Annotated in this window: 26 protein-coding genes and 3 tRNA genes; 15 read left to right on the forward strand and 14 right to left on the reverse strand. The window is 54.4% G+C overall.

Going from position 1 to position 26981, the window contains the following annotated elements:
* The first annotated feature begins 274 nt into the window (after nucleotides 1-274).
* Together ydiJ and menI are read left to right on the forward strand one after the other, a co-directional pair.
* Nucleotides 275-3331 carry a D-2-hydroxyglutarate dehydrogenase YdiJ gene (gene ydiJ, locus JEM67_RS12460; protein ID WP_199639101.1) on the forward strand — a complete coding sequence of 1019 codons (3057 nt, stop codon included), beginning with the start codon at nucleotides 275-277 and terminating at the stop codon, nucleotides 3329-3331.
* The gene (menI, locus tag JEM67_RS12465; RefSeq protein ID WP_013812660.1) at nucleotides 3328-3744 is read left to right on the forward strand and encodes a 1,4-dihydroxy-2-naphthoyl-CoA hydrolase; all 417 of its coding nucleotides are present in this window, start codon (nucleotides 3328-3330) and stop codon (nucleotides 3742-3744) included. The genes ydiJ and menI overlap by 4 nt, the downstream gene beginning before the upstream one ends.
* 57 nt (nucleotides 3745-3801) lie before the next feature.
* Here menI and JEM67_RS12470 read toward each other — a convergent pair whose 3' ends face one another.
* Nucleotides 3802-4206, reverse strand: a complete 405-nt coding sequence (locus tag JEM67_RS12470) for a hypothetical protein (RefSeq protein ID WP_085116573.1) — start codon at nucleotides 4204-4206, stop codon at nucleotides 3802-3804.
* Between the two features lie 556 nt (nucleotides 4207-4762).
* Here JEM67_RS12470 and sufA point away from each other — a divergent pair.
* The 7 genes from sufA to JEM67_RS12505 all read left to right on the forward strand — a co-directional run bounded on the left by sufA (nucleotide 4763) and on the right by JEM67_RS12505 (nucleotide 11744).
* A complete protein-coding gene (sufA, locus tag JEM67_RS12475) occupies nucleotides 4763-5134 on the forward strand; it encodes a Fe-S cluster assembly scaffold SufA (protein WP_004943698.1) in 372 nt (123 codons plus the stop codon).
* A gap of 14 nt (nucleotides 5135-5148) precedes the next feature.
* Entirely contained in the window at nucleotides 5149-6645 is a 1497-nt protein-coding gene (gene sufB / locus JEM67_RS12480) for a Fe-S cluster assembly protein SufB (protein WP_004943701.1), read from the forward strand.
* 42 nt (nucleotides 6646-6687) lie between these two features.
* A complete protein-coding gene (gene sufC / locus JEM67_RS12485) occupies nucleotides 6688-7434 on the forward strand; it encodes a Fe-S cluster assembly ATPase SufC (protein WP_013812662.1) in 747 nt (248 codons plus the stop codon).
* Nucleotides 7409-8695 carry a Fe-S cluster assembly protein SufD gene (sufD, locus tag JEM67_RS12490; RefSeq protein ID WP_199639103.1) on the forward strand — a complete coding sequence of 429 codons (1287 nt, stop codon included), beginning with the start codon at nucleotides 7409-7411 and terminating at the stop codon, nucleotides 8693-8695. The genes sufC and sufD overlap by 26 nt, the downstream gene beginning before the upstream one ends.
* Nucleotides 8692-9912: a cysteine desulfurase SufS gene (gene sufS, locus JEM67_RS12495; protein WP_199639105.1), complete on the forward strand. Its 1221-nt coding sequence runs from the start codon at nucleotides 8692-8694 to the stop codon at nucleotides 9910-9912. The genes sufD and sufS overlap by 4 nt, the downstream gene beginning before the upstream one ends.
* 98 nt (nucleotides 9913-10010) lie before the next feature.
* Nucleotides 10011-10427, forward strand: a complete 417-nt coding sequence (sufE, locus tag JEM67_RS12500; RefSeq protein WP_199639107.1) for a cysteine desulfuration protein SufE — start codon at nucleotides 10011-10013, stop codon at nucleotides 10425-10427.
* A gap of 303 nt (nucleotides 10428-10730) precedes the next feature.
* The gene (locus JEM67_RS12505) at nucleotides 10731-11744 is read left to right on the forward strand and encodes a L,D-transpeptidase family protein (RefSeq protein WP_199639109.1); all 1014 of its coding nucleotides are present in this window, start codon (nucleotides 10731-10733) and stop codon (nucleotides 11742-11744) included.
* A 137-nt stretch (nucleotides 11745-11881) separates the two neighbouring features.
* On the opposite strand, the gene JEM67_RS12510 is transcribed toward JEM67_RS12505, so the two are convergent.
* From JEM67_RS12510 to JEM67_RS12540, 7 genes are all read right to left on the reverse strand, one after another.
* Nucleotides 11882-12118 carry a major outer membrane lipoprotein gene (locus JEM67_RS12510; protein WP_004943717.1) on the reverse strand — a complete coding sequence of 79 codons (237 nt, stop codon included), beginning with the start codon at nucleotides 12116-12118 and terminating at the stop codon, nucleotides 11882-11884.
* A gap of 308 nt (nucleotides 12119-12426) precedes the next feature.
* Nucleotides 12427-13839, reverse strand: coding sequence for a pyruvate kinase PykF (gene pykF, locus JEM67_RS12515; protein ID WP_199639110.1), 1413 nt, complete (start codon nucleotides 13837-13839; stop codon nucleotides 12427-12429).
* Nucleotides 13840-14242: 403 nt separating this feature from the next.
* A complete protein-coding gene (locus JEM67_RS12520) occupies nucleotides 14243-14548 on the reverse strand; it encodes a cupin (protein WP_199639112.1) in 306 nt (101 codons plus the stop codon).
* A 143-nt stretch (nucleotides 14549-14691) separates the two neighbouring features.
* Nucleotides 14692-14768, reverse strand: a tRNA-Val gene (locus JEM67_RS12525).
* Nucleotides 14769-14788: 20 nt separating this feature from the next.
* A tRNA-Val gene (locus tag JEM67_RS12530) sits at nucleotides 14789-14865 on the reverse strand.
* A 20-nt stretch (nucleotides 14866-14885) separates the two neighbouring features.
* Nucleotides 14886-14962 (reverse strand) — tRNA-Val (locus JEM67_RS12535).
* A gap of 192 nt (nucleotides 14963-15154) precedes the next feature.
* Nucleotides 15155-16531 (reverse strand): MATE family efflux transporter, encoded by a 1377-nt coding sequence (locus JEM67_RS12540; RefSeq protein WP_013812669.1) that lies wholly within the window; start codon nucleotides 16529-16531, stop codon nucleotides 15155-15157.
* 242 nt (nucleotides 16532-16773) lie between these two features.
* Between JEM67_RS12540 and JEM67_RS12545 the strand changes: the two genes are divergently transcribed.
* The gene (locus JEM67_RS12545; RefSeq protein WP_199639114.1) at nucleotides 16774-17424 is read left to right on the forward strand and encodes a riboflavin synthase subunit alpha; all 651 of its coding nucleotides are present in this window, start codon (nucleotides 16774-16776) and stop codon (nucleotides 17422-17424) included.
* 28 nt (nucleotides 17425-17452) lie between these two features.
* Complete coding sequence (locus JEM67_RS12550; RefSeq protein ID WP_013812671.1) at nucleotides 17453-17749, forward strand: I78 family peptidase inhibitor; 297 nt, start codon at nucleotides 17453-17455, stop codon at nucleotides 17747-17749.
* A 75-nt stretch (nucleotides 17750-17824) separates the two neighbouring features.
* On the opposite strand, the gene cfa is transcribed toward JEM67_RS12550, so the two are convergent.
* A complete protein-coding gene (gene cfa / locus JEM67_RS12555; RefSeq protein WP_199639116.1) occupies nucleotides 17825-18976 on the reverse strand; it encodes a cyclopropane fatty acyl phospholipid synthase in 1152 nt (383 codons plus the stop codon).
* Between the two features lie 341 nt (nucleotides 18977-19317).
* Nucleotides 19318-20526: a purine nucleoside transporter PunC gene (gene punC / locus JEM67_RS12560; RefSeq protein ID WP_199639118.1), complete on the reverse strand. Its 1209-nt coding sequence runs from the start codon at nucleotides 20524-20526 to the stop codon at nucleotides 19318-19320.
* Nucleotides 20527-20650: 124 nt separating this feature from the next.
* On the opposite strand from punC, the gene punR reads away from it, so the two are divergent.
* On the forward strand, nucleotides 20651-21595 hold the full coding sequence (gene punR / locus JEM67_RS12565; RefSeq protein WP_199639120.1) for a DNA-binding transcriptional activator PunR: 945 nt from the start codon (nucleotides 20651-20653) through the stop codon (nucleotides 21593-21595).
* On the opposite strand, the gene purR is transcribed toward punR, so the two are convergent.
* Nucleotides 21592-22617: an HTH-type transcriptional repressor PurR gene (gene purR / locus JEM67_RS12570; RefSeq protein ID WP_004943736.1), complete on the reverse strand. Its 1026-nt coding sequence runs from the start codon at nucleotides 22615-22617 to the stop codon at nucleotides 21592-21594. The genes punR and purR overlap by 4 nt on opposite strands.
* Before the next feature lie 323 nt (nucleotides 22618-22940).
* Here purR and JEM67_RS12575 point away from each other — a divergent pair, with 323 nt between their 5' ends.
* The gene (locus tag JEM67_RS12575) at nucleotides 22941-23030 is read left to right on the forward strand and encodes a YnhF family membrane protein (RefSeq protein WP_004943739.1); all 90 of its coding nucleotides are present in this window, start codon (nucleotides 22941-22943) and stop codon (nucleotides 23028-23030) included.
* A 216-nt stretch (nucleotides 23031-23246) separates the two neighbouring features.
* On the opposite strand, the gene JEM67_RS12580 is transcribed toward JEM67_RS12575, so the two are convergent.
* Nucleotides 23247-24065 (reverse strand): C40 family peptidase, encoded by an 819-nt coding sequence (locus JEM67_RS12580; protein ID WP_199639122.1) that lies wholly within the window; start codon nucleotides 24063-24065, stop codon nucleotides 23247-23249.
* Nucleotides 24066-24481: 416 nt separating this feature from the next.
* Here JEM67_RS12580 and JEM67_RS12585 point away from each other — a divergent pair, with 416 nt between their 5' ends.
* Nucleotides 24482-24826 carry a Grx4 family monothiol glutaredoxin gene (locus JEM67_RS12585; protein ID WP_013812676.1) on the forward strand — a complete coding sequence of 115 codons (345 nt, stop codon included), beginning with the start codon at nucleotides 24482-24484 and terminating at the stop codon, nucleotides 24824-24826.
* A 71-nt stretch (nucleotides 24827-24897) separates the two neighbouring features.
* Here the strand turns inward: JEM67_RS12585 and rnt are convergent, their stop codons facing one another.
* Complete coding sequence (rnt, locus tag JEM67_RS12590; protein WP_199639124.1) at nucleotides 24898-25578, reverse strand: ribonuclease T; 681 nt, start codon at nucleotides 25576-25578, stop codon at nucleotides 24898-24900.
* A gap of 79 nt (nucleotides 25579-25657) precedes the next feature.
* The gene (gloA, locus tag JEM67_RS12595) at nucleotides 25658-26065 is read right to left on the reverse strand and encodes a lactoylglutathione lyase (RefSeq protein ID WP_004943750.1); all 408 of its coding nucleotides are present in this window, start codon (nucleotides 26063-26065) and stop codon (nucleotides 25658-25660) included.
* Between the two features lie 324 nt (nucleotides 26066-26389).
* On the opposite strand from gloA, the gene idi reads away from it, so the two are divergent.
* Nucleotides 26390-26929, forward strand: a complete 540-nt coding sequence (gene idi, locus JEM67_RS12600; protein WP_199639126.1) for an isopentenyl-diphosphate Delta-isomerase — start codon at nucleotides 26390-26392, stop codon at nucleotides 26927-26929.
* Nucleotides 26930-26981: the final 52 nt, after the last annotated feature.

A 26981-nucleotide genomic window follows, 5' to 3' on the forward strand; every position in this document is an offset into this window, starting at 1 on the left:
ACCCGCTAAGCATGGTGCATTTTCGCCATTTTTCACAATGCGGCGCACCTTTTATCGCACGCCATTCTGTAGCGGGGTAATTGTGATAATGTGAATGCCTTCACTAAACGAGTATGTTAGTTTTCAGCATCAATAAAAAGTAGGGTGGGTCTGAATATACCCTATGAATTTCAAGTTGCAGCCTACAACGCCGCAGCCTGAAAGGCGACGGGTAAAGACCTGATTCAGCGTATATTAGCGCATAAAAAATAGACAGACAGGGTCAAAAAAGCGAATGATCCCACAGATTTCTCAGGCACCCGGCCTCATTCAACGGGTGCTCGACTTTTTGGAAGCCTTAAAGCAAAACGGATTCAACGGCGATATTGCGACCAGCTACGCTGATCGGCTGACGATGGCGACCGACAACAGCATCTATCAGCTGTTGCCTGATGCGGTGGTGTTTCCCCGTTCCACTGCGGATGTGGCGTTGATTGCGCGCCTGGCGGGAGAAGAGCGCTTTAGTGCGTTGACCTTCAGCCCGCGCGGCGGCGGCACCGGCACCAACGGCCAGGCCCTCAACACCGGCATCGTGGTGGATATGTCGCGCCATATGAACCGCATTCTTGAAATCAATGTCGAGCAGGGGTGGGTGAAGGTTGAAGCCGGGGTCATCAAAGACCAGCTTAACCAGTATCTGCGGCCGTTCGGCTATTTCTTCTCGCCGGAACTTTCTACCAGTAACCGCGCGACGCTGGGTGGCATGATCAACACCGATGCTTCCGGCCAAGGCTCGCTGGTGTATGGCAAAACCTCCGATCACGTTTTGGGCCTGCGGGCGGTGCTGCTGGGGGGCGATATGATCGACACCCGCGCTATGCCGACATCGCTTGCGGAAACGATTGCTATGGAAGATACCGTTGAAGGCCGGATCTACCATAGGGTGCTGAATAGCTGCCGCGACCAGCGTGCGCTGATCCTGGAGAAATTCCCCAAATTAAACCGTTTCCTGACTGGCTACGACCTGCGGCATGTGTTCAGCGACGATCTGCAAACCTTCGATCTAACGCGGATCCTGACCGGTGCAGAGGGCACATTGGCGTTTATCACCGAGGCGCGGCTGGATATCACGCCGCTGCCGAAGGTACGCCGCCTGGTTAACGTGAAATATGACTCCTTTGATTCCGCCCTGCGCAACGCCCCGTTCATGGTGGAGGCCAAGGCGCTGTCGGTGGAGACCATCGACTCCAAGGTGCTGAATCTGGCGCGGGAAGATATTGTCTGGCATTCGGTGAGTGAATTGATCACTAATGTGCCGGATAAAGAGATGCTGGGTCTGAACATCGTCGAATTTGCCGGGGATGACAAGGCGCTGATCGACCAGCAGATGGAAACTCTGTGTCTGCGGTTGGACGAGTTAATCAGCGAGCAGCAGGGCGGCGTGATTGGCTATCAGATCTGCGGGGACCTGGTCGGCATCGAGCGGATCTATAATATGCGCAAGAAGGCGGTCGGGCTGTTGGGCAACGCCAAAGGGCGCGCCAAACCTATTCCTTTCGCCGAGGACACCTGCGTGCCGCCGCAGCATTTGGCTGATTACATTGTCGAGTTCCGCCAGTTGCTGGACAACCATAACCTCAGTTACGGCATGTTCGGCCACGTGGATGCCGGCGTATTGCACGTGCGACCTGCGCTCGACATGTGCGATCCGCAGCAAGAAGTGCTGATGAAGCAGCTTTCCGACCAAGTGGTGGCGCTGACCGCCAAATATGGTGGATTGCTGTGGGGCGAACACGGCAAAGGCTTCCGCGCCGAATACAGCCCGGAATTCTTCGGCGAGCAGTTGTACGAAGAGTTGCGCCGCATCAAGGCCGCATTCGATCCGAATAACCGCCTTAACCCCGGTAAAATTTGCCCGCCGTTGGGCGTTGATGCCCCGATGATGAAAGTGGACGCGGCCAAGCGCGGCACGCTCGACCGCCGTATCCCGGTAGAGGTGCGCACCTCGTTCCGGGGTGCCATGGAATGTAACGGTAATGGCCTGTGCTTCAACTTTGATGTGCGCAGCCCTATGTGCCCGTCGATGAAGATCACCGGCAGCCGCATTCATTCGCCAAAAGGTCGTGCGGCGCTGGTGCGCGAATGGTTGCGTCTGCTGTCCGAACAGGGGGTCGATCCGCTGGTGCTGGAACAACAATTGCCGCAGCAGCGTCTCAGCTTCCGTACCTTGATTGAGAAAACCCGCAACAGCTGGTATGCCGGCAAAGGCGAATATGATTTTTCGCACGAGGTGAAAGAGGCGATGTCCGGCTGCCTGGCCTGTAAAGCTTGTTCCACCCAATGTCCGATTAAAATTGACGTGCCGGGTTTCCGCTCGCGTTTCCTGCAGTTGTATCACACCCGTTATCTGCGGCCGGCGCGCGACTATATGGTTGCCGGGGTTGAAAGCTATACGCCGCTGATGGCGAAAGCGCCGAAGGTATTCAACTTCTTCTTCCGTCAGCCCTGGGTGCGTGAGCTGAGCCGCAACGCTATCGGTATGGTCGATTTGCCGATGCTCTCCAGCCCGACGCTGCGTCAGCAGCTTTCCGGCCACGGTGCCTTGACCATGACGCTGGAGCAACTTGAGGCGTTGAGCGCCGAACAACGTGAGCAACACGTGCTGATCGTGCAGGATCCTTTCACCAGCTATTACGACGCCAAGGTGGTGGCGGACTTTGTGCGGCTGGTTGAAAAGCTCGGTTACCAGCCGGTTCTGCTGCCCTTCTCGCCGAACGGCAAGGCGCAGCATATTAAAGGCTTTTTGACGCGCTTTGCCCGCACCGCGCGCAAAACCGCCGATTTCCTCAATCGGGTGGCCAAGCTCGGGATGCCGCTGGTCGGGGTCGATCCGGCGTTGGTACTGTGCTATCGCGACGAATATAACGAGATCCTCGGCGAAACACGCGGTGACTTCCAGGTACAACTGGTGCATGAATGGTTGCAACAACTGCTGGCGGAACGTGCTGAACAACCGGCGACCGGCGAGGCCTGGTACTTGTTTGGCCACTGTACCGAAACCACGGCACTGCCGGCCAGCGGCCAGCATTGGGCGTCGATCTTCTCCCGCTTCGGGGCCAGGCTGGAAAATGTCAGCGTGGGCTGTTGCGGCATGGCGGGCACCTACGGACATGAAGTGAAGAACCTGGAGAATTCGCTCGGGATTTATGAGCTATCATGGCATCAGGCGTTGCAACGTTTGCCGCGGCAACGCTGTCTGGCGACCGGCTATTCCTGTCGCAGCCAGGTCAAACGCATTGAGGGTAACGGCGTGCGCCACCCGTTACAGGCACTTCTGGAGATGATTGCGTGAAATTGTGGAAACGAGAAACGACGTTGGAGCAGTTAAACCGCTCCGGTGAGGGATGCATGGTGAGCCATGTGGGGATTCACTTCACCCGGCTGGAAGACGATCTTCTTGAAGCCACGATGCCGGTGGACCACCGTACCCGGCAACCTTTCGGGCTGCTGCACGGCGGGGCGTCGGTGGTGCTGGCGGAGTCGATGGGATCGATGGCCGGTTATCTGTGCAGCGAAGGGGAGCAGAAAGTGGTGGGGCTGGAAATCAACGCCAACCATTTGCGGGCGGTATTTGAAGGGCAGGTACGTGGCGTATGCCGTGCGCTGCACGTTGGCCGACGGCATCAGGTGTGGCAGATCGAAATATTCGATTCGCGCGACCGGTTGTGCTGCACCTCACGCCTGACCACCGCAGTCATCGACTGATCCTCCCACCCGCAGGCGCCTTTGCCTGCGGGTACTCCGTTGCCGTTCCGCAGACATTCACAGTTGGAATGGCACCCGCTTGACGAAATCCTTCTGGAAGGCGTTAGCCTTCTCCCAGGTGCCTTCCATCGCATATTTCTGGCAGATTAAGGTCAGGGTATGCCGGGCAAAATGATAGCTCTGAACCCGAAACAGCTGGCAGCGCTGCGGGTTGTTGATTTCGACGATCAGCCGGTTATGCAGTTTGCTGAGTGCGTGCAGATAGCTTTCATCATCGCCGTTTTCCAGGCACAGATTGGCCATGTTCAGGCTGACGTTATTGTAGCGTTTCAGATGGTTGACATTGCACTCTGGCCGCCTCAGCGACGCCTCCGCCATGTAGAAATCTACCGTGGCATCGCGCACGCTGAATTTATAGTCATCAATTTTGCCCAGCAGCCACGCATTCATCGAGATATTCATTTACTCGCGCTCACTTGTATTTGAATGATAATCATTATCATATTTACGGATGCGTTCGCGATCAATCATTCTGTTGAAATTTTTATCGGACACCGGGGGCTGCATTTGCTTTGCGGCGACCCAATATCAGTCAGTAGCGGCTAAACTTTAATCAATGACGGCGGTTTAGGCCGGTGCAGCCGGGTGGTGCAAACGACGGAAAACGCCGCTAATTGCCGATAAACGCATTTTTGAGACAGACAAAATGTTGAAATAGGTATTTTCTATGAATGTTTACATCGACAATAAAATCCGGCGGTGTAAAGGGGATGAGCCAGCGGCTGGGCGGTGAGGTGATTCAGGATATACAGTAAATTCATAAGGATAAAATGAGTGCGTCGCCACCGGACTGCGCCAGGCACCCCGACTGTCCCCTGTGCTTGCCGCCTGCGGCAGCAAAAAAACGGGCTTTTGGCGGATACCCCCGCAAAACAAACGGTTGAAGTGATAATTGTTATCACTAACATATAAGCAACCCAGATTGGCTGTGGTAAAACACGAGTGTGAGGTAGGCCCTATGCAAACGGAAAATGTCGGCACCTTTTCTCTGGACGAAAATGTCTGGCAAGGCATTTTGCTCAGCGACAACGCCGTACAACAAATAACTAAATTGATGCAGCAGGATCCGCAAGTGAAGGGGCTGCAACTCGGGGTGAAGCAATCAGGCTGCGCCGGGTTTGCCTATGTGCTGGATCTCACCCGTGCCCCGGCGGAAGACGACCTGCTGTTTGAGCGCGATGGCGCCAAATTGTATGTGCCGCTAAAAGCCATGCCGTTCATCGATGGCACCACGGTAGATTTTGTCCGTGAAGGGCTGAATCAAATATTCAAATTCAATAACCCTAAAGCTCAGCATGCCTGCGGGTGCGGCGAGAGCTTTGGCGTTTGAGCGATGCAATCAACATGACACGAAGCAATGTAGAAATGCCTAATGAAGTGCAGGCTTGGGTCAGCGAAGGTCGCTACAAAGAAGGCTTTTTCACCCAACTGGATACCGATGAATTGGCTACGGGCATCAACGAAGATGTGGTGCGCGCCATCTCGGCCAAACGCAACGAACCTGAGTGGATGCTGGAATTCCGCCTGGAGGCTTACCGTGCCTGGTTGCAAATGGAAGAGCCGCACTGGTTGAAAGCGAACTATGACCGGTTGAACTACCAGGATTACAGCTATTACTCGGCGCCATCCTGCGGCAGTTGCGACGACGCCTGCGGCTCCCAGCCCGGTGCCGAACAGCAACCCGGCGCGGCAACCGAAAACAGCTACCTGACCAGCGAAGTTGAACTGGCGTTTAACCAGCTCGGCGTACCGGTGCGTGAAGGCAGCGAAGTGGCGGTAGACGCGATCTTCGACTCGGTATCGGTCTCCACCACCTACCGCGAAAAACTGGCGGAAAGCGGGGTGATCTTCTGCTCGTTCGGTGAGGCGATTCAGGAATACCCGGATCTGGTGCGCAAGTACCTGGGCCGCGTAGTGCCGTCCAATGATAACTTCTTTGCCGCGCTGAACGCCGCAGTGGCCTCCGACGGCACTTTTGTCTATGTGCCGAAAGGCGTGCGCTGCCCGATGGAACTCTCGACCTATTTCCGCATTAACGCCGCCAAGACCGGCCAGTTCGAACGCACCATTCTGATCGCCGATGAAGGCAGCTACGTCAGTTACATCGAAGGTTGCTCAGCCCCGGTACGTGACAGCTATCAGCTGCATGCGGCGGTAGTGGAAGTGATCCTGCACAAAGACGCCGAAGTGAAATACTCAACGGTGCAAAACTGGTTCTCCGGCGGTGACAGCAAGGGCGGCATTCTCAACTTCGTGACCAAGCGCGCGTTGTGCGAAGGCGCAGGATCGAAAATGTCCTGGACCCAGTCGGAAACCGGTTCGGCGATCACCTGGAAATACCCGAGCGTAATCCTGCAGGGCGATAACTCGATCGGTGAATTTTTCTCGGTGGCGCTGACCAGCGGCCATCAGCAGGCGGATACCGGCACCAAGATGATCCACATCGGCAAGAACACCCGATCGACCATCATTGCCAAAGGCATCTCCGCTGGGCACAGCGAGAACACTTACCGCGGCCTGGTGAAGATCCTGCCGGGGGCGGAAAACGCGCGTAACTTTACGCAATGCGACTCGATGCTGATTGGGCCGGACAGCGGTGCCCATACCTTCCCGTACGTGGAGGCCCGCAATAACAGCGCACAGCTGGAACACGAAGCGACCACGTCGAAAATCGGCGATGACCAACTGTTCTACTGCTTGCAGCGCGGCATCAGCGAAGACAATGCCATTTCTATGATCGTCAACGGATTCTGTAAGGACGTGTTCTCTGAACTGCCGCTGGAATTCGCCGTCGAGGCGCAAAAGTTGTTGGCCATCAGCCTGGAACACAGCGTGGGCTAAACGCCGGATTTACAGCGCAGCAGCGCTACCTAAGGACACCGCATGTTAAGTATCAAGAATTTGAAAGTCAGCGCCGAAGGCAATGAGATCCTCAAGGGATTGAACCTGGAGATCAAACCGGGTGAAGTGCATGCCATCATGGGGCCGAACGGCTCGGGCAAGAGTACGCTCTCCGCCACCCTGGCGGGACGTGAAGAGTATGAAGTGACCGAGGGCGAGGTTACCTTCAAGGGCAAAGATCTGCTTGAGTTGGCCCCGGAAGATCGCGCCGGCGAAGGCGTATTCCTGGCGTTCCAGTATCCGGTGGAGATCCCCGGCGTCAGCAACCACTTCTTCCTGCAGACGTCGGTGAATGCGGTGCGTAAATACCGCCAGCAAGAACCGCTCGACCGCTTCGACTTCGCTGATTTCATCGAAGAAAAGATTGAGCTGCTGAATATGCCTCCGGATCTGCTGACCCGTTCGGTCAACGTCGGCTTCTCCGGTGGCGAGAAAAAGCGTAATGACATTCTGCAGATGGCGGCGCTGGAGCCGGATCTGTGCATCCTGGATGAAACCGACTCCGGCCTGGATATTGACGCGCTGAAGATCGTCGCCAACGGCGTTAATTCGCTGCGGGACGGCAAACGCGCCTTCATTATCGTCACGCACTACCAGCGTATTCTGGACTACATCAAACCGGATTATGTTCATGTTCTTTCCCAAGGGCGCATCGTGAAGTCCGGCGATTTCTCCTTGGTGAAACAGTTGGAGGAGCAGGGCTATGGCTGGCTTACCGACCAACAATAACTCGCGTGCGTTGCAACAGCTTTACAGCCTGTTCGAGGCCCGTGGCGGCGAACACTCCGCCCATGCTCTGGCGCATTGGCAGCAGGCTTTGCGCCTGGGCTGGCCGACGCGCAAACACGAAAACTGGAAATATACCCCGCTGGAGGGCTTGCTGGAGCAACAGTTCCTTGAGCCGCAGGCCGAGCCGATCGCTGCCGCACAACGCGATGCGCTGGCGCTGAATCTCGATGCTTATCGGCTGGTGTTTGTCGACGGGCGTTTCAACGCTGCGCTGAGCGACAGCGATCTGGGCGAATACCAGTTTGACGTCACTCCCTACGGCACGCCGCAGGCATTGCCTGAGCCGATCCAGCCTGAAATTTTTCTGCACCTGACCGAAAGTCTGGCGCAGGAAACCAGCATGATTCGCGTGGCGGCCGGCAAGATCGCTGCGCGGCCGTTGTACCTGCTGCACATCAGCAGTGGACGCGGCGCTGAGGGCGAAGTGAATACTGTGCATCATCGCCATCACCTCGACATTGGTCGCAATGCCCGGGCTGAGGTGATCGAGCATTATGTCAGCCTGAACGAGGCCGCGCATTTCACCGGTACCCGGCTGACGGCCAGCGTCGGGGACAACGCGGAACTGCGTCACTGCAAGCTGGCGTTTGAAAGCCAGACGAGCTACCACTTTGCGCATAACGACTTGGTGATTGGCCGTGACGCGCGGGTGAAAAGCGACAGCTTCCTGCTGGGGGCCGGTCTTACGCGGCATAACACCAGCGCACAGTTGAACGGCGAAGGCTCCAACCTGGCGATCAACAGCCTGGTACTGCCGGTGGGCAAGGATGTGTGCGATACCCGTACCTATCTGGAGCACAACAAAGGTTACTGTGAGAGTCGTCAACTGCATAAAACGGTGGTCAGCGATCGCGCCAAGGCGGTATTCAACGGCATGATCAAAGTCGCCAAGCATGCGATCAAGACCGACGGCCAGATGACCAACCACAACCTGCTGTTGGGTAAGGTGGCGGAGGTGGACACCAAGCCGCAGTTGGAAATCTACGCCGATGACGTGAAATGCAGCCACGGTGCCACCGTCGGGCGTATTGATGAAGAGCAACTGTTCTATCTGCAATCGCGCGGTATTGATAAACACGCAGCGCAGCAGATGATCATCTTTGCCTTTGCCGCTGAACTGACCGAGGGCATCGGCAACGATGTTATCCGCGAATGGGTGCTGACGCGCATAGCGCAACGCCTGCCGGGGGAGGCAGCATGAGTTTTCCGATTGAACGGGTGCGCAGCGAATTCCCCCTTTTGGCGCGTGAAGTCAATGGCCGGCCGCTGGCTTACCTTGACAGTGCCGCCAGTGCGCAGAAGCCGCAAGCGGTGATTGATCGCGAGCTGGATTTTTATCGCCATGGCTACGCTGCGGTACACCGTGGCATTCACACGCTGAGCGCAGAAGCGACGCAGGACATGGAGGCGGTGCGTGAGAAAGTGGCGGCGTTTATCAACGCAGCCTCGGCGGAAGAGATTGTTTTCGTCAAGGGCACCACCGAGGGCATTAACCTGGTGGCCAACAGCTTTGGCCGCCATTTCCTGCAGCCGGGTGACAGCATTATCATCACCGAGATGGAACATCACGCCAATATTGTTCCCTGGCAGATGCTGGCGCAGGAGCGCGGGCTTCATCTGCGGGTATGGCCGCTGCAACAGGACGGCACTCTGGATCTGGCACAGTTGCCGGGTTTGATCGACTCGTCCACCAAATTGCTGGCGATGACCCAGGTCTCCAACGTGCTCGGCACGGTGAACCCGGTGCGTGAAATCATCGCGCAGGCGAAGGCTGCAGGCCTGAAGGTGCTGATAGACGGTGCACAGGCCGTTATGCATCAGCGCGTGGATGTGCAGGCGCTGGATTGCGATTTTTATGTGTTTTCCGGCCACAAGCTGTATGGCCCTTCCGGTATCGGCATTCTTTATGGCCGCCAGGCGCTGCTGCAGCAAATGCCACCGTGGGAAGGCGGGGGAGCGATGATAAAGCAGGTCAGCCTGACTAACGGCACCACCTATGCCGAGCCGCCGTGGCGCTTTGAGGCCGGTTCGCCAAACGCGGCGGGCATGATGGGGCTGGGCGCGGCGATTGATTACGTTAACGCGCTGGGGTTGGAGGCGATACACGACTACGAACAGTCGCTGATGCACTATGCGCTCGAAGCGCTGAAACAGGTGCCGACGCTTAAAATCTATGGCCCGGCAGAGCGCGCTGGGGTCATTGCCTTTAACCTGGGTGAGCATCACGCTTACGACGTCGGCAGTTTCCTGGATCAATACGGTATCGCCATTCGTACCGGTCACCATTGCGCGATGCCGTTGATGGCGTTCTATAATGTGCCGAGCATGTGTCGCGCGTCGCTGGCGTTATACAACACCCGCGACGAAGTAGACCGGTTGGTAGCCGGGTTGCAGCGTATCCAAAAACTCTTGGGGTAGGTCGATGGGCGCCGTTTGTGGCGCTCTCTGGCGAAACAATGCCTGCAAACAGTGACGTGGGGCCGGCATGCGGCCCCTGAATGATTGAAAGGAACCTCATGGCGAACTTGCCGGATAAAGAGAAGTTGGTGCGTAATTTTTCCCGTTGTCTTAATTGGGAAGATAAGTACCTGTATGTGATTGAACTGGGCGCGAAGCTGCCGGTACTTGCCGAGGACGAACGTCAGGCGAGCAATCTGATTTCCGGCTGCCAGAGCCAGGTGTGGATTGTGATGCAGACTGACGAACAAGGGCGCGTCGAATTTCACGGCGACAGCGATGCGGCCATCGTCAAAGGGCTGCTGGCGGTAGTGTTTATTCTGTATCACCAAATGACGCCACAGCAGATTACCGAGCTTGATGTGCGACCCTTTTTCGCCGAACTGGCGTTGAGCCAGCATCTGACGCCATCGCGTTCCCAGGGGCTGGAGGCGATGATCCGCGCTATTCGCATTAAGGCCACCCAGTTGCTGTGAGTCTGCTTTGATATCCAGAAAGGCTTATTGATGCGTTGAATATATTTCTTGTGTCAGTGAGTCTTTACAAATCCCTTCCGATCCCCCCCTCTTTGCAACAAATCAGTGACATTTCAGCAGCTTGCTGATTGACGTTACATTGACAAAGCTGTCGCGCAATTACGTTATAACATGTTGATTTTTAGAGGACTTATTGCCTTTAACGCCAGCGTTGCTAGTATTAATCAGGTATTGTCTGATTTACCTGCCGTCAGGTGCCCGCTAGCCTTGTGGCCGAACCGTAATAAGCATATAGGGATGATAATGAAACGTGCGTTGAGTTTAATGGGCATGCTATTTGCCACCGTACTGACAGGCACCCAAGCCGCCAGCGCGACCGAGTATCCGTTGCCGCCGCCGGACAGCCGCCTGATTGGCGAGAACACCACTTACACCGTACCTAACGATGGCCGTCCGTTAGAGGCCATTGCCGCCGACTATCAAATTGGTTTGTTGGGCATGTTGGAGGCCAATCCGGGTACGGATCCGTTCTTGCCCAAGCCGGGTTCGGTATTAACCATCCCGACCCAAATGCTGCTGCCGGACACCAAGCGTGAGGGGATAGTGGTCAATCTGGCCGAACTGCGCCTGTACTACTACCCGAAAGGCGAGAATAAAGTGATTGTTTATCCTATCGGTATTGGCCAGACCGGCATGCATACGCCGCTGCAGGTGACCTCAGTCAGCCAGAAGATCCCGAACCCGACCTGGACACCAACGGCCAACATCCGTAAGCGCTATCAGGCGAAAGGCGTGACGCTGCCGGCGGTCATACCGGCCGGCCCTGAAAACCCAATGGGGCTGTTTGCCATGCGTCTGGCTATGGGGCACGGTGAGTATCTGATCCACGGTACCAATGCCAATTTCGGTATTGGCATGCGCGTCAGCTCCGGCTGTATTCGCCTGCGTCCGAAGGATATCGAAGCGCTGTTTAACATGGTGCCGCGCGGCACCCGCGTACAGGTGATTAACGATCCGGTGAAAATTTCCGTAGAGCCGGACGGCAAGCGTTACGTCGAAGTCCATCAGCCGCTGTCGAGAATCGAAAGCGACGATCCGCAGACCATGCCGATTACGCTGTCCAAAACCGAAAAAACCTTTGTCGAGGATTCGCAGACCGATCGTGCGGTGTTCGACAGTGCGGTTGTACGCCGTTCTGGCATGCCGGTACTGGTTAATCTGGGGCGGAGTACGTCTAAGGTGACTTTAACGCCTGTAGCCCCGCAGGGAGCGAATAAGGGCCTGTTCAAGGGGGCACCTATCAGCTCGGTGAATTAAATACGGGTCATAACTGACGATTCTGAGGGGGTTCAGCGTGCTGAACCCTTTTTTTCGCCTGTGGCGAGAGGAAAGGGGGAGCGCAAACCAAAAAAAACGGCGCACAATGTGCGCCGTTTTCAATAACCGAAGCTATCTTACTTTTTGTAAGCGTGAGCTTGGTTGTCCAGGCGCTGGTTAGCACGTGCTGCGTCGTCTTTAGCTGCTTGAACGTCAGAACGGATTGCGTTCACGTCGTTGCTCAGCTGGTCAACTTTAGCGTTCAGAGTCTGAACGTCAGAAGACAGTTGATCGATTTTAGCATTGCTAGAGCAGCCTGCCAGCAGAGTGGAACCCAGGATTACCGCGCCCAGTACCAGTTTAGTACGATTCATTATAACACCCTCTAGATTGAGTTAATCTCCATGTAGCGTTACAAGTATTACACAAACTTTTTTCGAAAGAGAATAATTTTTTTGTATTGGAGTGCTTTATTTTGATCGTTCGCTCAAACTTGCATCTTCTTTTGATGAATAGTTAAAAAATCTAGGGAAAACAGCTGGATTCCATGGGACAACTCCGATTTGTAATTAGCCAAATAATGAGCAATCGGCGGTTGCGTTTTTGGGAAAACAGTTTACTACTGCTAAAAAAAACGCCGCTAAGCGGCGTTTTGGTCAAGACAATTATGTCACGTTTTATATTACAGCACGTGAACCGAGGCAGTATTGGTGGTGCCGCTCGGTACCAGAGCGCCAGAAACCATCACCACAACGTCGCCTTTTTGCGCCAGGCCGCTGGCCAGCGCAGCTTCTTTGCCAATGCGATAGAAGTCGTCGGTAGAGGCGATTTCTTTGACCATTTGCGGCGTAACGCCTTTGGTCAGGATCAATTGGCGAGCGGTGACTTCGTTGGTGGTCAGCGCCAGGATCACGGCGTTAGGGAAGTATTTACGCACGGATTTGGCTGATTTACCGCCGCTGGTGGCAACCACAATCAATGGCGCATCCAGTTTTTCTGCGGTTTCAACGGCACCACGGCAGACGGCTTCGGTGATGCGCAGTTTGCGGTTGTCGTTCAGGCTGTCAATACGGCTTGGCATCACGCGATCGGTGCGCTCGCAGATGGTGGCCATAATGGTCACGGCTTCCAGCGGGTATTTGCCCTTGGCGCTCTCGCCTGACAGCATAACGGCGTCGGTGCCGTCCAGAATGGCGTTCGCCACGTCGCCGGCTTCAGCACGGGTAGGGCGCGGGTTCTTGATCATCGAATCCAGCATTTGGGTGGCGGTGATCACCACTTTACGTGCGCGATTACATTTTTCGATCATCATCTTCTGAGCGAAGATCACTTCTTCGACCGGGATCTCTACGCCCAGATCGCCACGAGCGACCATGATGCCGTCAGAGGCTTCGAGGATCTCGTCGAAATTGTTCAGGCCTTCCTGGTTTTCAATTTTGGAGATGATCTGAATCTGCTCGCCGCCGTGGGCTTTCAGATGTTCGCGGATTTCCAGCACGTCGGAGCGTTTGCGGATAAAGGACGCGGCAACGAAGTCGACACCTTGTTCACAGCCAAAAATCAGGTCGCGTTTGTCTTTTTCCGCCAATGCAGGCAGTTGGATGGAAACGCCCGGCAGGTTAACGCCTTTGTTTTCGCCCAGATCGCCGCTGTTCAGTACATTACAGATCACTTCGTTTTCGGTCACGTTAGTGACTTCCATGCCGATCAGGCCATCGTCAACCAGCACGGTATTGCCGATTTTCAGATCGGCGGAGAAACCGGCGTAGGTGACCGCAACGCGTTCGTTATTGCCGATAATGCTTTGATCGGTGGTGAAAGTGAAGGTCTGGCCGGCAACCAGCGCCGCGTCTTTACCGCCTTCCAGCTTCATGGTGCGGATTTCCGGGCCTTTGGTATCCAGCAGGATACCGGCGTTTTTACCGGTTTTCGCGATCACGGCGCGCATGTTCTTGATGCGGTTGCCATGTTCTTCATAATCGCCGTGGGAGAAGTTGAGGCGCATTACGTTCATGCCTGCATTGAGCAGGTTGGTCAGCATTTCTTCCGATTCGGTTTTTGGACCGATGGTACAAACAATTTTGGTCTTTTTCATGACGGAGTTTTCTACAAGTTGTGATGGATAAAAAACGAATAAAACCAGCGGCCAGGCCACCGGTATGGAATTTGAGTCGCGCCTGGTGGTGCAAAACACAGTTAAGGATAGGTGACCAGAGTTGAAATGGGGTGTAAAAATTCAGCCCGCGCCGGGGCGTAGGGATGCTGCGCAACATGATGAGATGAAAATGTGTTGTTATTGCGTTTTCGCAGATCAAGGGCTGAAACCATTCAACTGAAAGACGTTGCGCATTATAAAGGCTAAGCGACGGGAAACAAAATAAAAAACCGGTGTTCGGCGGCGGATCTGTCAAATCAGCAGCAAATGTGGCGCAAATGCAAATCACCAGCAGGTGTTTGTTGCGCAAATAACCTTACTGTGAACGCCACAATGAAGGCAATCAATCTGCCGTGGTGATTTCCAGCAGGGTTCCGGCAGTCAGGCAGAAGCATCCGCTGGCGATATTGGCGGGAATGGCGATAGTTTCCCCGGCCACCACCACCTGAGTATCACTGCCAACGGTGAACTCAAACTCACCGGAAACGACCCGTGTTTGCAATGAGTATGCTCGTTTTTGCAGTTGCCCGAAGGTGCCAGCCCCGAATTTGACTTCTGTAGCACGGGCGCCATCGCTCATTACGCCTTGTCGGCGGATGAGGCCGTTGTCGAGTGTTTCAAACGGAGTTTCTGCGGTAAATGTCAGCATTAAACCTGTCCTGTAAAAGGTGTTCGCCATGATGATATTCGGATTCGGCTAGCGGTTACAGAAGTAACGTTCGGGAATCGCATGGGCAGATTAGAGTAATGAAGGTATCGAATAGAAAGGGCAAACCTGAGGAAATAACGATTTGGTGCGTCCGAGTGGACTCGAACCACCGACCCCCACCATGTCAAGGTGGTGCTCTAACCAACTGAGCTACGGACGCACTGCACTGCTTTAGTAATTTGGTGCGTCCGAGTGGACTCGAACCACCGACCCCCACCATGTCAAGGTGGTGCTCTAACCAACTGAGCTACGGACGCACTGTACTGCTTTAGGAATTTGGTGCGTCCGAGTGGACTCGAACCACCGACCCCCACCATGTCAAGGTGGTGCTCTAACCAACTGAGCTACGGACGCATCTTTTCCTGTCTGTCATGGCTGACAGCGGGGACGAATATTAACGAGCTACCTGCGTGCTGGCAAGGAGAAAAACGTAATTTTATCCGGTATTTCACACGATTGCTGAGCTTATGTGCAGTGCGGCTGTTTTTTCCGCAAACACGGGCGAAGAAGCCACCGGCGGCTGAACAAACCGGCCGGTGGCGAAACTTAGCGGGCAGAACGCTGCAAGATCAACGCAGCGGGCTGTTTTTGCAGCCAGCGCATGCGCGCGGCCATCATGATGGCCGCAAAGGTCAGGCCGATGATAAAACCAATCCAGAAGCCGCTTGGCCCCATCGCCGGCACCAGGACATCGGTTAGCGCCAGTACGTAGCCGCTCGGCAGGCCCAGCACCCAATAAGCGATAAAGGTGATGAAGAAGATTGACCGGGTATCTTTATAACCGCGCAGAATACCGCTGCCGATCACCTGAATCGAATCGGAAATCTGATAAATGGCCGCCAGCAACATCAGGTGCGACGCCATGGCCACTACCGCCGGGCTGTCGTTATATAACAGAGCGATTTGTTCGCGGAAAGTGGCGGTAAACAGTGCGGTGCAACAGGCCATCAGGATGCCGACGCCGATAGCCGCATAGGCGGCAACCCGCGCGCCCTCGACCGAACCTTCACCGAGCCGATAACCGACGCGAATGGTGGCGCTGACGCCGAGCGACAGTGGCAACACGAACATCAACGCGCTGAAGTTCAGCGCAATCTGATGCCCGGCCACGGAAACGATACCGAGCGGCGAGACCAGCAGGGCGACGATGGCGAACAGCGTCACCTCAAAAAACAGCGCCAACGCCACCGGCAGACCGATGCCGATGAGGCGTTTCATCGCCGGCCAATCCGGGCTGCGGTTGCTGCCTTCATGCGGCAGGATGTCACGCTGCGACGGTGCGCGTTTTACATACCAGCGCATAGCCAGGAACATGAACCAGTAGACGCTGCCGGTCGCCACGCCGCAACCGACGCCGCCCAGCTCCGGCATACCGAACTTGCCGTAGATGAAAATATAGTTAATCGGGATATTGACCAGCAGCCCGAGAAAGCCAATCACCATGCCGGGTTTGGTTTTCGATAGGCCTTCACACTGGCCACGCAGCACCTGGAAGAACAGATAGCCCGGCGCGCCCCACATGATGGCATGCAGGTAGCCAACGGCTTTATCCGCCAGTTGCGGATCGATATTGTGCATCATGTCGATCACGAACTTGCTGTTATACAGCACGAAAATGATCAGGACAGAGACCGCAAAAGCCAACCAAAACCCCTGGCGTACCTGATGAGCGATGCGGTCGCGGCGGCCGGCACCGTTAAGCTGTGCGATCACCGGGGTTAGCGCCAGCAGCAGGCCGTGGCCGAACAGAATGGCCGGCAACCAGATAGAGGTGCCGACGGCGACGGCGGCCATATCCGTGGCGCTATAAGCGCCGGCCATAATGGTATCGACCACGCCCATTGCGGTTTGCGATATTTGCGCGATGATTACCGGAATTGCGAGGGCCAATAAACTACGCGCTTCAATGAAGTACTTCTGCACGCATACACCTTTTCTATTTATTTATGATTGAGAGGAGGGTCGTCGCGAAAGGACAACAATTAAAAATAGCGGAATTTTGTCAAAAAGATTGTACGCGCTCGGCGTCGTTAAGCAAAGGTTGTGACGAAATAGTTATTAAATGCGCAGGCGCGGATTTTTTGTCTCCCCGGGTTTGGTTTTCCACGCCAACTGGGGCAAACTGCCCCAAGCGCTTTAAACATTTTCAGAAAGAAGAGGCTCACATGTTCACCGGTATCGTACAAGGCACCGCGCCGCTGGTCGCCATTGATGAAAAATCCAACTTCCGTACCCACGTCATAGAGATGCCTGCGGAACTGCTGCCTGGGCTGGAGCTCGGCGCGTCGGTGTCCCATAACGGCTGCTGCCTGACCGTCACCGCGGTGGAAGGCAACCGCGTCAGTTTTGATCTGATCAAAGAAACGTTGCGCCTGACCAATCTTGGCGAGCTGGCTTTGGGGGACGTGGTCAATATCGAAAGGGCCGCCAAATTCAACGATGAAATTGGCGGCCACCTGATGTCCGGCCATATTATCTGCACGGCGGAAGTCGCCAAGATTTATACCTCCGAAAATAATCGTCAGGTATGGCTGCGCATGCCGGATGCGGAACTGATGAAATACGTTCTGCATAAAGGTTTTATTGGCATTGACGGTATTAGCCTGACGATCGGAGAGGTGGTGAATAACCGTTTCTGCGTGCACCTGATCCCGGAAACGCTTGACCGCACCACGCTGGGTAAAAAACGCCTGGGCGACAAGGTGAATATTGAGATTGATCCACAAACGCAGGCGGTGGTAGACACCGTTGAGCGGGTGTTGGCGAGCCGCGAAGCGGCAATGGCGACGGCGAGCGCGCTGACGCAGAAGATCTGACGGACAATAACCACAGAGGAGCAACCGCGTGAAGTTTTATGGGAAAACGTTGATGTTAACGGCGCTGCTGGCGCTGAGTGCCTGTAGCAGTTCACCTGAGCAGGGCGCGGCCAATCAGGCCGTTGATGCAGAAAGTGACACCTGCGGTGCCGCGCAATACCAGAGTTACGTCGGTAAACCGATGTCGGCGCTGGAAGGCGTTCAGATTGAATCTCAGGTACGCGCTATTCCGTACAATTCGGCCGTGACTATGGACTTTAACCTGCGTCGTCTGAATTTCCTGGGCGACAGCGATGATAAAATCATTCGGGTTTATTGCGGCTGATCAGCCATTGGTTAGCGAATAATATAAAACGCCCCCGGTAAAAACCGGGGGCGTTTCGTTATGGCATGGCATTAATCAGCGCGGGACGCGGATACCGCCTTCAATGCCTTTCGGGCTGAATACCACCTGCCACAATTGAATATCGCGCGCACGAAACGCACCTGCACAGGCGTTCAGATAATAGCTGAACATACGTTCGAAACGCTCGGAATAACGCTGGGCCAGTTGCGGCCATGCCTGTCTGAAACGCTCGTACCAGACCATCAGCGTGCGATCATAATCGGCACCAATATTATGCCAATCTTCCATCACGAAACGTCCCTCGCTGGCTTTGGCTATCTGTGTGACTGAAGGCAGGCAGCCATTCGGGAAGATATATTTGTTGATCCACGGGTCAACATTCATATCTGTCCGGTTCGAGCCAATGGTGTGCAGCAGGAAAAGGCCATCCGGTTTTAAATTACGCGCCACCACCTTGAAGTAGGTGCGATAATTTTTAGGGCCAACGTGCTCAAACATGCCGACGGAGGCAATGCGATCAAACTGCTGGTGCAGATCGCGGTAGTCCTTCAGCAGAATTTCAACGTCCAGCCCGGCGCAGCGTTCCTGCGCCAGCTTTTGCTGTTCGGCGGAAATGGTGACGCCAACGACGGAAACGCCATAGTTTTTCGCCGCAAAGGCGGAAAGGCCGCCCCAACCGCAGCCGATATCCAGTAATTTCATGCCCGGCTGCAGCTGCAGTTTCTCGCAAATCATTCGCAGCTTGGCTTCCTGCGCTTGTTCCAGCGTGGCTGCTTCTTTCCAATAGGCGCAGGAATATTGCATATAGGGATCGAGCATCAGCGTAAACAGATCGTTTCCCAGATCGTAATGCTCTTTACCGACAATCCAGGCACGTTTCTTCGATTGCAAATTGATTAATCGCGCGGCGGCAATACGCAGGATATCTTTCACGTGGTGGGGGAGTTTCTTTTCCAGGCCAGCGCCGACTACGTGTTGAAAGAATATATCCAGCCGTTCACATTCCCACCAGCCATCCATATAGCTTTCGCCCAGGCCGAGAGAACCTTCCTGCAGCACGCGTTTAAAAAAATCAGGATTTTTAATCTGAATATCGAAAGGACGTGAGCCGTTTATTTCTATACCGGCCATACTGAGCATTTCATGAGCGATACGGTACCATGGGTTGTCCTGAATGCTCACATCTTCTATACACGATGAACTCATAGCTTCTCCATCACCTTCTTCTGACTTATGACCCGCCAGAAAATAGCTTAGACAGTTTCTGCGGGCGCATACGTATACCTACGGTGAAAAGTCACCGTGGCGTCTGATATCCGACTATGAACAGAGGAAAATTTTAAGAAGGCTCCAGCGCAATAGGCGCGGATAAACTAATCCTTAAAAAAGTGTGACGCCATACGCGTACACAATAGCTACTTGTGATAATAAGACTATAAAAGTGTTATCTTTAAAGGTCGTTTTGAGTATAGGCTTGCCGAGGCGCTTACTCAACCGTAAATCGCACTCGGCAAAAATATTCTTTAAGTGATTATTAATGCAGATAATTATGACGCAGAGTTAGCATGTTCCTGTCGCACTGCCTGCGAATCATCGATCACTTTTCCCCGTTGCCACATATAGCCCAACGCGGCTAATACCACCGTTGAAACCATCACCGTTACCGTCGCCAACAGCGGTTGGGCTATAAAGGCCGAAACCAATAGGCTCGCTACAAAGCACAGGCCCAATTGCAGGGTATTTTGCAGCGCTGCGGCTTTACCGGTGCCTTCCGGGAACGGCATCAACGCATTCGCCACTACGATCGGGTAGCAGGCTCCGTTGACCAGCGCCATCAGGCAGAATGGAATCAGCAAGGTGGTGAGCGTGGGTTCGGTCAATGTCGCCACCAGATATAACGCCACCATACTAATGCCATAACCTACCAGCAGCCATGGCAGCAGGGTGTTGCCATTCATGCGGTTTAATGCCGTACGGCAACCGTAACCGCCCAATAAGAAAGCCAGCGTCTGCGGCACATAGCTCAGGCCTATATCATTGGGGCTGTAGCCCATATCGCCAAGAATAAACGGCGAACCGGTGAGCCAGGCAAAAAAGCCGGCAGAGCAGGCGGCAAAAATGGTGACGTTACCGCTGAATACCGGTGACTTCAGCAGTTGGAAGAAACTCAGGGTGTTTTTCTGAGTGGCCAATGGCGCGCTTTTGGCGCTTTCCTTCAGTAACAGCGTCGGCAGCAGCAAAATAACGGTGATACCCAGCAGCACGGCGAAAATGGCCCGCCACCCCATGTGGTTCAACAGCCAGGCGCCGACCAGTGGCGCCAGCGCAGGCGAAAGTGCCACCAGCGGCATAATGGTGGCGAATACGCGGTTGGCCTTGCCTTCACGGTAGCGGTCAATGACCAATGCCTGCCAGGTGACGGCGGCTGAGCACACACCGATCGCCTGGATAAAGCGCAGCGACCACAATTGGACGGCATTTTGCACCCACAGCATGCCAAGGCAGCCCAGGGCAAATAATGCCAGGCCAATCAGCAGCACGGGTTTACGGCCTAAATTATCGGAGAGCGGTCCCCAGAGCAGTTGAGCAAAGGCAAAACCGGCCAGGAAAATGCTCAGGCTGGCGCTGATTGCACCGGCGGAAATTTGCAGGTCTTGCTGCATGACGCCAAAGGCGGGCAGATACATGTCGGTGGCCAGGTAACCCAGCATGCTCAGGCCGGCAAGATAGAACATAAAACCAAAGGAATTTCGCATGGTATTTCTCATTAATCTTTTATTGTCGCAGGTTTTTAGCGCCAGCAAGTGTATCTGGCTGGATCTCTGCTTGTGAAACGGTAATATTTGCGAAGTGCTGTTAAAAAAATTGAAGGCAAAAACCATGTGGTCTGAATATTCGCTTGATGTAGTGGACGCGGTCGCCCGCACCGGCAGCTTCAGCGCGGCGGCGCAGGAACTGCACCGGGTGCCTTCGGCGGTTAGCTATACTGTGCGGCAACTGGAACAATGGCTGGCGGTACCGCTATTTGAACGGCGTCATCGCGATGTAGAACTGACGCCGGCCGGCACGCTGTTTATTCAGGAAGCGCGCGGTGTCATCAAAAAAATGCTCGACACTCGCAGACAGTGCCAGCAGGTGGCCAATGGTTGGCGTGGTCAATTAAAAATCGCGGTGGATATCATCGTCAAACCGCAGCGCTGCCGTCAGCTGGTGCTGGATTTTTACCGCCATTTCCCCGATGTCGAGCTGTTGGTCCAACCCGAAGTGTTTAACGGCGTATGGGATGCGCTGGTGGATGGACGCGCCGATATGGCGATCGGCGCTACACGGGCGGTGCCGGTTGGCGGTGGTTTTGCCTTTCGCGACATGGGCGACATGCGTTGGTTGTGTGTCGCCAGCCCACAGCATCCATTAGCGGGGTTGGATGGCCTGCTGAATGATGATCAGCTCCGGCCTTTCCCTTCGCTGTGTCTGGAGGATACGTCACGCAATCTGCCCAAGCGGGTTACCTGGACGCTGGACAATCAACGGCGGCTGGTGGTGCCGGACTGGGCCTCTGCGGTGGATTGTCTGTGTGCTGGGTTGTGCGTCGGCATGATGCCTGCGCATCAGGTGCTGCCGTTGGTGCAGCGTGGCGAGTTGGTGGCGCTGCAACTGCAACAGCCATTTCCCGCCAGCCCATGCTGCCTGACCTGGCAGCAGAATACCCCATCGCCGGCGATGGCCTGGCTGCTTGATTATCTGGGGGACAGCGACACCTTGAATCAGGAATGGTTAAGCGTAGTGACGCCGGAAACCGCCTTGGCTCCCGGCGCTGGCGACTAGCGGCGGTAATCGATGAAGGGACCGTCGGCGACCGAGCGGCGTTCAACCAGTTTCGGATGTACTTCAATGACTTGCGATTCTTCACGCTTGCTGATGATGCGATCCAGCAGCATGGTGAACGCCATCTCGCCCAAACGCTCTTTGGGCTGATGGATGGTCGTCAGTGCCGGCGTGAAATAGCGGGCGTTGCGCACATTATCGTAACCAATAACGGAAATATCCTGCGGTACGCGTAACCCCAGCTCATCAGCGGCGCAAATAGCACCCATTGCCATGATGTCGCCGCCGCAGAATACCGCCGTCGGGCGCTGTTTCTGCGATAATATCTGGTGCATGGCCTTGTAGCCGGATTCCGGTTCGAAGTCACCCTGTACAATCCACTCGTCGCGTACCTCGATATTGGCTTCTTCCATGGCTTTTAAAAAGCCCTGATGGCGGCCGCCGCCGGTATTGCGCGCTAATTGGCCCGGAATGGCGCCAATCTCACGGTGGCCACGCTCGATCAGATAGCGGCCGGCCAGATAACCGCCTTCGAAGGCGTTGTCGATAATGGTATCGGTAAAATCACCGCGCGCTGCGCCCCAGTCCATGACCACCATCGGGATGTTACGGTAATCTTCCAGCATCCCCAGCAATTGATCCGGGTACTCAGAGCACATCACCAGCAGGCCATCGACGCGTTTTTGCGCCAGCATCGCCAGATAAGCGCGTTGCTTGTCCAGGTTATTGTGCGAGTTACACAGGATCAGCGTATAGCCTTTGCTGTAACAGCTGTTTTCCACCGCCTCGATCACTTCGGCGAAATAGGGCGCTTCGCTGGAGGTAGCCAGCAGACCGATAGATTTAGTGTGATTGACTTTCAGGCTGCGCGCCACGGCGCTGGGAGAATAGTGCAGCTCTTTGATCGCGGCCGCAACGGCCGCTTTAGTCTCTTCGGCGACGAAACGAGTCTTATTGATGACGTGCGAAACGGTGGTGGTGGAAACGCCAGCGCGTTTGGCCACATCTTTAATCGTTGCCATGTAAAGAATGACTCCTGAACTCACATGTTGCAGCATGTAAGTGTGATGTTAATCGTTTGCCTGCGTAGATCCTTCTTCCAAATAAGCGAAGCTGAGTTTTTAGTGTGTTGAAGTCGTCAGCGTTTGGTCAGGAGGGCATTTTTGCCGGTACGCAGTTGTGAACTGCGAATTTTGTCCCATATTGAGCCAAAGTGGAAGAGGTAATCAGTATTATAAACCGGGAAATGATAACAAGATTTTATTGTCTAACTGTGGGAAAATAGGTTGACGCATTAATTGTGTGCCTTTTATCCTTGGGATAACCCGTCTGAAAAGGAGTTGTAATGGATACCGATCTGAAAATGTCACTGTTCACCACTGTGTGTGCGCTGGCCGTTATTATTGCTTTTAGCTTCACCGCGGCGTTGAACTGATCCCCGGTTGTCACACAGGCGCAGTCCGCTGTGCCTGTTCGCATTTTCCCGCCGCTAGGTCAGATTTTTCCCCAAGTGCTCCATTCACTCACACCCGGATGTCTTCCATGCGGCTTCGCTAAACTGTGGTCTGAGAACGACGAAAGGGCCTAAGGTCAGAACGCTTGCGGTAGGCGGTGAGGCGTGCGGCTGGGGGAGAGCCAGCCGCGGAGGCGATTATCGAATGGTTTTCGGCGTTACCACACGGCGGGCGCCAATGTAGTGGTTTTGCCAGTAGTCGTTGTCCAACTGGCTGATACGGATTTCCTCACCGGTACGCGGTGACTGAATGAATTTGCCGTTGCCCAGATAGACGCCGACGTGATCGGCCACGCCACGGTTGTTGATGCGGAAGAACACCAGGTCACCGCTTTCCAGCTCGTTTTTCTTGATCGGCGCCGCGTCGCGCAGGTGATACATCTCGTTGGCAGTACGCGGCATCTTGATTTTCACTACGTCTTTATAGGCGTAATAAATCAGACCGCTACAGTCAAAACCGGTTCTTGGTGAGGTGCCGCCCCAGCGATAAGGTTTGCCCATTTGATCCATCAGCTTGGCCATCGCGGTTTGCTTGGCGTGCTGATAGCGTTTTTTGTGCGCCGGGCTGAGTTTCAGCGGCTTTTCGTCGGGAGCCAATTTAGCGGTGGCCATACCGGGTTCCCGGTGGCGGCCATAGCCTTTTTTGTAGCCCTTTTTCGGCGGGGTCACTTTGATCTTGGCTATTTTCTGGGTTTGGTGTTTCGATTTTGCGCTGACGATTTTTTTAGCGGTTTTCTCTGTTTTGGCTTTGGAAACCTTGGCAGTTTTTTGCGGAGCAGTGACTTTCACTTTTTTGCTGGCCTTTGCCGCTTTCTTTTTCTTGCGGTCATCCGGCCGGGCTTCATTAACGTGGCTCTTGCGCTGCTCGGCGGCAATACGCGCCTGTGGCGCAGCGTGCGCCAGATTTAAGAATAGCTGTGTAAACAACAGCACAAAAAGCGTAAGAATTAAACGCATGTCGACGTTACCAACCTTGGCCCCGAAACAGATATCGAAAGAATGACAGTATTCCCCAATTTCGCCATATAAAACAGCGAAGAACTCATAAATGATAATCCATATTGTGAGAAAACGTTAACAGCATTTTTTTTGCCGAAAAATCAATCCGTTGGTGTATAAAAAATCACCTTTGGCCGCTGTTGGAATTATTAAAGGGGGACCAGGAGGCGGAAAAATATATTAGTGAAATGGTCGGATTAAAAATGTTATTCTGAGCGTATGTTTTAACCGGAATGGCCTTTGCCGGTAAGATGCGATTGGCAACGGGGAATACCCTTGCAAAAGATGGCGTTTTCTTGCGACTGTTCCAGCCGCTACAATAGCCAGTGTGATGCATGTTGTAGCCAATGATATGTGGCTTGAGGAAGCAATAAATGACGACGATTGAAAAAATTCAGCAGCAGATCGGTGAGAACCCAATTCTGCTGTACATGAAAGGTTCACCGAAATTGCCAAACTGCGGTTTCTCTGCGCAAGCGGTGCAGGCGCTGTCTGCCTGTGGCGAGCGCTTTGCCTACGTTGATATTCTGCAGAATCCGGACATCCGCTCCGAGTTGCCGAAATACGCCAACTGGCCGACTTTCCCACAGCTGTGGGTAGACGGTGAGCTGGTAGGCGGCTGTGATATCATTATCGAAATGTATCAGCGCGGCGAATTGCAACAGCTGATCAAAGAAACGGCAGAGAAGTACAAAGAGCAAGAAGACCAGCAGCCATAACGGCTCGGGTTTATTGCAAGAAGACATCGGGCGGCACCAGTGCAAACTGGGCCGCCCGATTTATTTGTGGCTTAGTCGGTATCACCGATGGCAAGCGGCCATCCGCCAAGGCGTTTCCAGCGGTTAACCAGCTCACAGAACAGTTGAGCGGTTTGTTCGGTGTCGTACAGGGCCGAATGCGCCTGGGTGCTGTCGAACGGAATATCGGCGGCAATGCAGGCTTTGGCCAGCACGGTTTGCCCCAACACCAGCCCGCTCAGCGCGGCAGTGTCAAAGGTGGCGAACGGGTGGAAAGGGTTGCGCTTCAGACTTGCGCGCTCTGCTGCGGCCATCAGGAAACTGTGATCAAAGTTGGCATTGTGCGCCACGATAATCGCCCGGTTACAGCCACGATCCTTGATGCCTTTACGCACCGCTTTAAAAATGCTGTGCAACGCGTCGTATTCACTGACTGCGCCACGCAGCGGGTTATGTGGATCGATACCGTTGAATGCCAGCGCTTCCGGTTGCAGGTTGGCGCCTTCAAAAGGTTCAACGTGAAAGTGCAGGGTTTCATCCTGCTGCAACCAGCCTTCTTCGTCCATTTTTAACGTAACGGCGGCAATCTCCAGCAGCGCGTCGGTTTTGGCATTAAATCCGGCGGTTTCTATATCTATCACTACGGGATAAAACCCACGAAAACGACCACTCAGGGCGTTAAGATCACTTTTTTCGGCCATCAGTTTCTTATCTTCATCGAATACAGCGCGCATTATGGCAAATTTTACGCCCGGTTGCAGGCGGTTATCGCAGGCATAACAAGAAGGGCGCCGAAAGCGCCCCTTATCGGTCTCAGTGGCCGAGACCCTGACCGGCGTGTTTGTTCTCGATCAGTTCGATCTTATAACCGTCCGGATCTTCGACAAAGGCAATAATCGTGGTGCCGCCCTTGACCGGCCCGGCTTCACGGCTCACTTTGCCGCCGGCATTACGAATGCTGTCGCAGGTGGCGGCTACATCGTCGACGCCCAACGCCAGATGGCCGAACGCGGTGCCCATCTCGTAGCTGTCGGTGCCCCAGTTGTAGGTCAGCTCAATCACCGCGCCTTCGCTTTCATCGGTATAACCGACAAATGCCAACGAGTATTTGTATTCTGGGTTCTCGCTGGTACGCAGCAGGCGCATGCCTAATACCTTGGTATAGAAGTCGATGGAGCGTTGCAGGTCACCGACGCGGATCATGGTATGGAGTAAGCGCATAATTCCTCTGATTGGATGTGCCGTCGTCAACGGCGAATGGATCTTAGCGAAACTCAGTATAGCGTTGCCGTATAAGGGATTTCAATTTATCGACATGGCTAAGGCATGAGAATAAAGGTGACGACGTCACCTATGCATCGACTATGCTGACGATAACCGCACAGTATGCTGTCGTTCGAATCAGGGAAATAAGTACTATGAACCACCTCAAGGGGGAGCGAGGTCTGATAGCAGACCAGGGTTGGATCGCGTCAATTGATAAATTTGGGGCTGGTTAGGTTTTTATCAGTACGAAGTTATCGATCTTGCCAAAGGAGGCCATCAATGGATGAAATGCTGATTCTGGTTGATACCGATGATAATTCCATCGGCTCGCAAACGAAAACGCGGATACATCAGCAGGGGTTGTTGCACCGGGCGTTTTCAATTTTTATCTTCGATAGCCGGGGCCGTTTACTGCTGCAACAGCGAGCTTTCAGTAAATATCATTCGGGTGGGTTATGGACCAACAGTTGCTGTGGTCACCCGCGCTGGGGAGAGGCGACGGCAGCAGCGGCTCAGCGTCGGCTACAGGAGGAGATGGGGTTCAGCAGCGAGTTGCAGCAGGTCTCCAGCTTCATTTATCGGTCAGAGGTGCCGGGCGACTTAATTGAGCACGAGTTCGATCATATTTACGTGGGATTGTTTGATGGTGAACCTCTGGGGGACCCTGCAGAAGCCCATAGCTGGTTGTGGATAGATATTCAGCAATTAACTGATGAGATAAAACGGAGCCCGGATAGATTTACCGTTTGGTTTCGGGAAATAATGAATACTGTCGATGCCAATGAGATCGCGCGCTGGGCGACGTTGGTGACGCATTAATTTCATTTGCGTTGTACGACAAGAGCCGTCTTTACCAGCCCCAACGGCTTTG

Origin of the sequence: Serratia sp. PAMC26656, assembly GCF_016469055.2 — a bacterium.
In the GTDB taxonomy this organism is placed as follows: domain Bacteria; phylum Pseudomonadota; class Gammaproteobacteria; order Enterobacterales; family Enterobacteriaceae; genus Serratia; species Serratia plymuthica.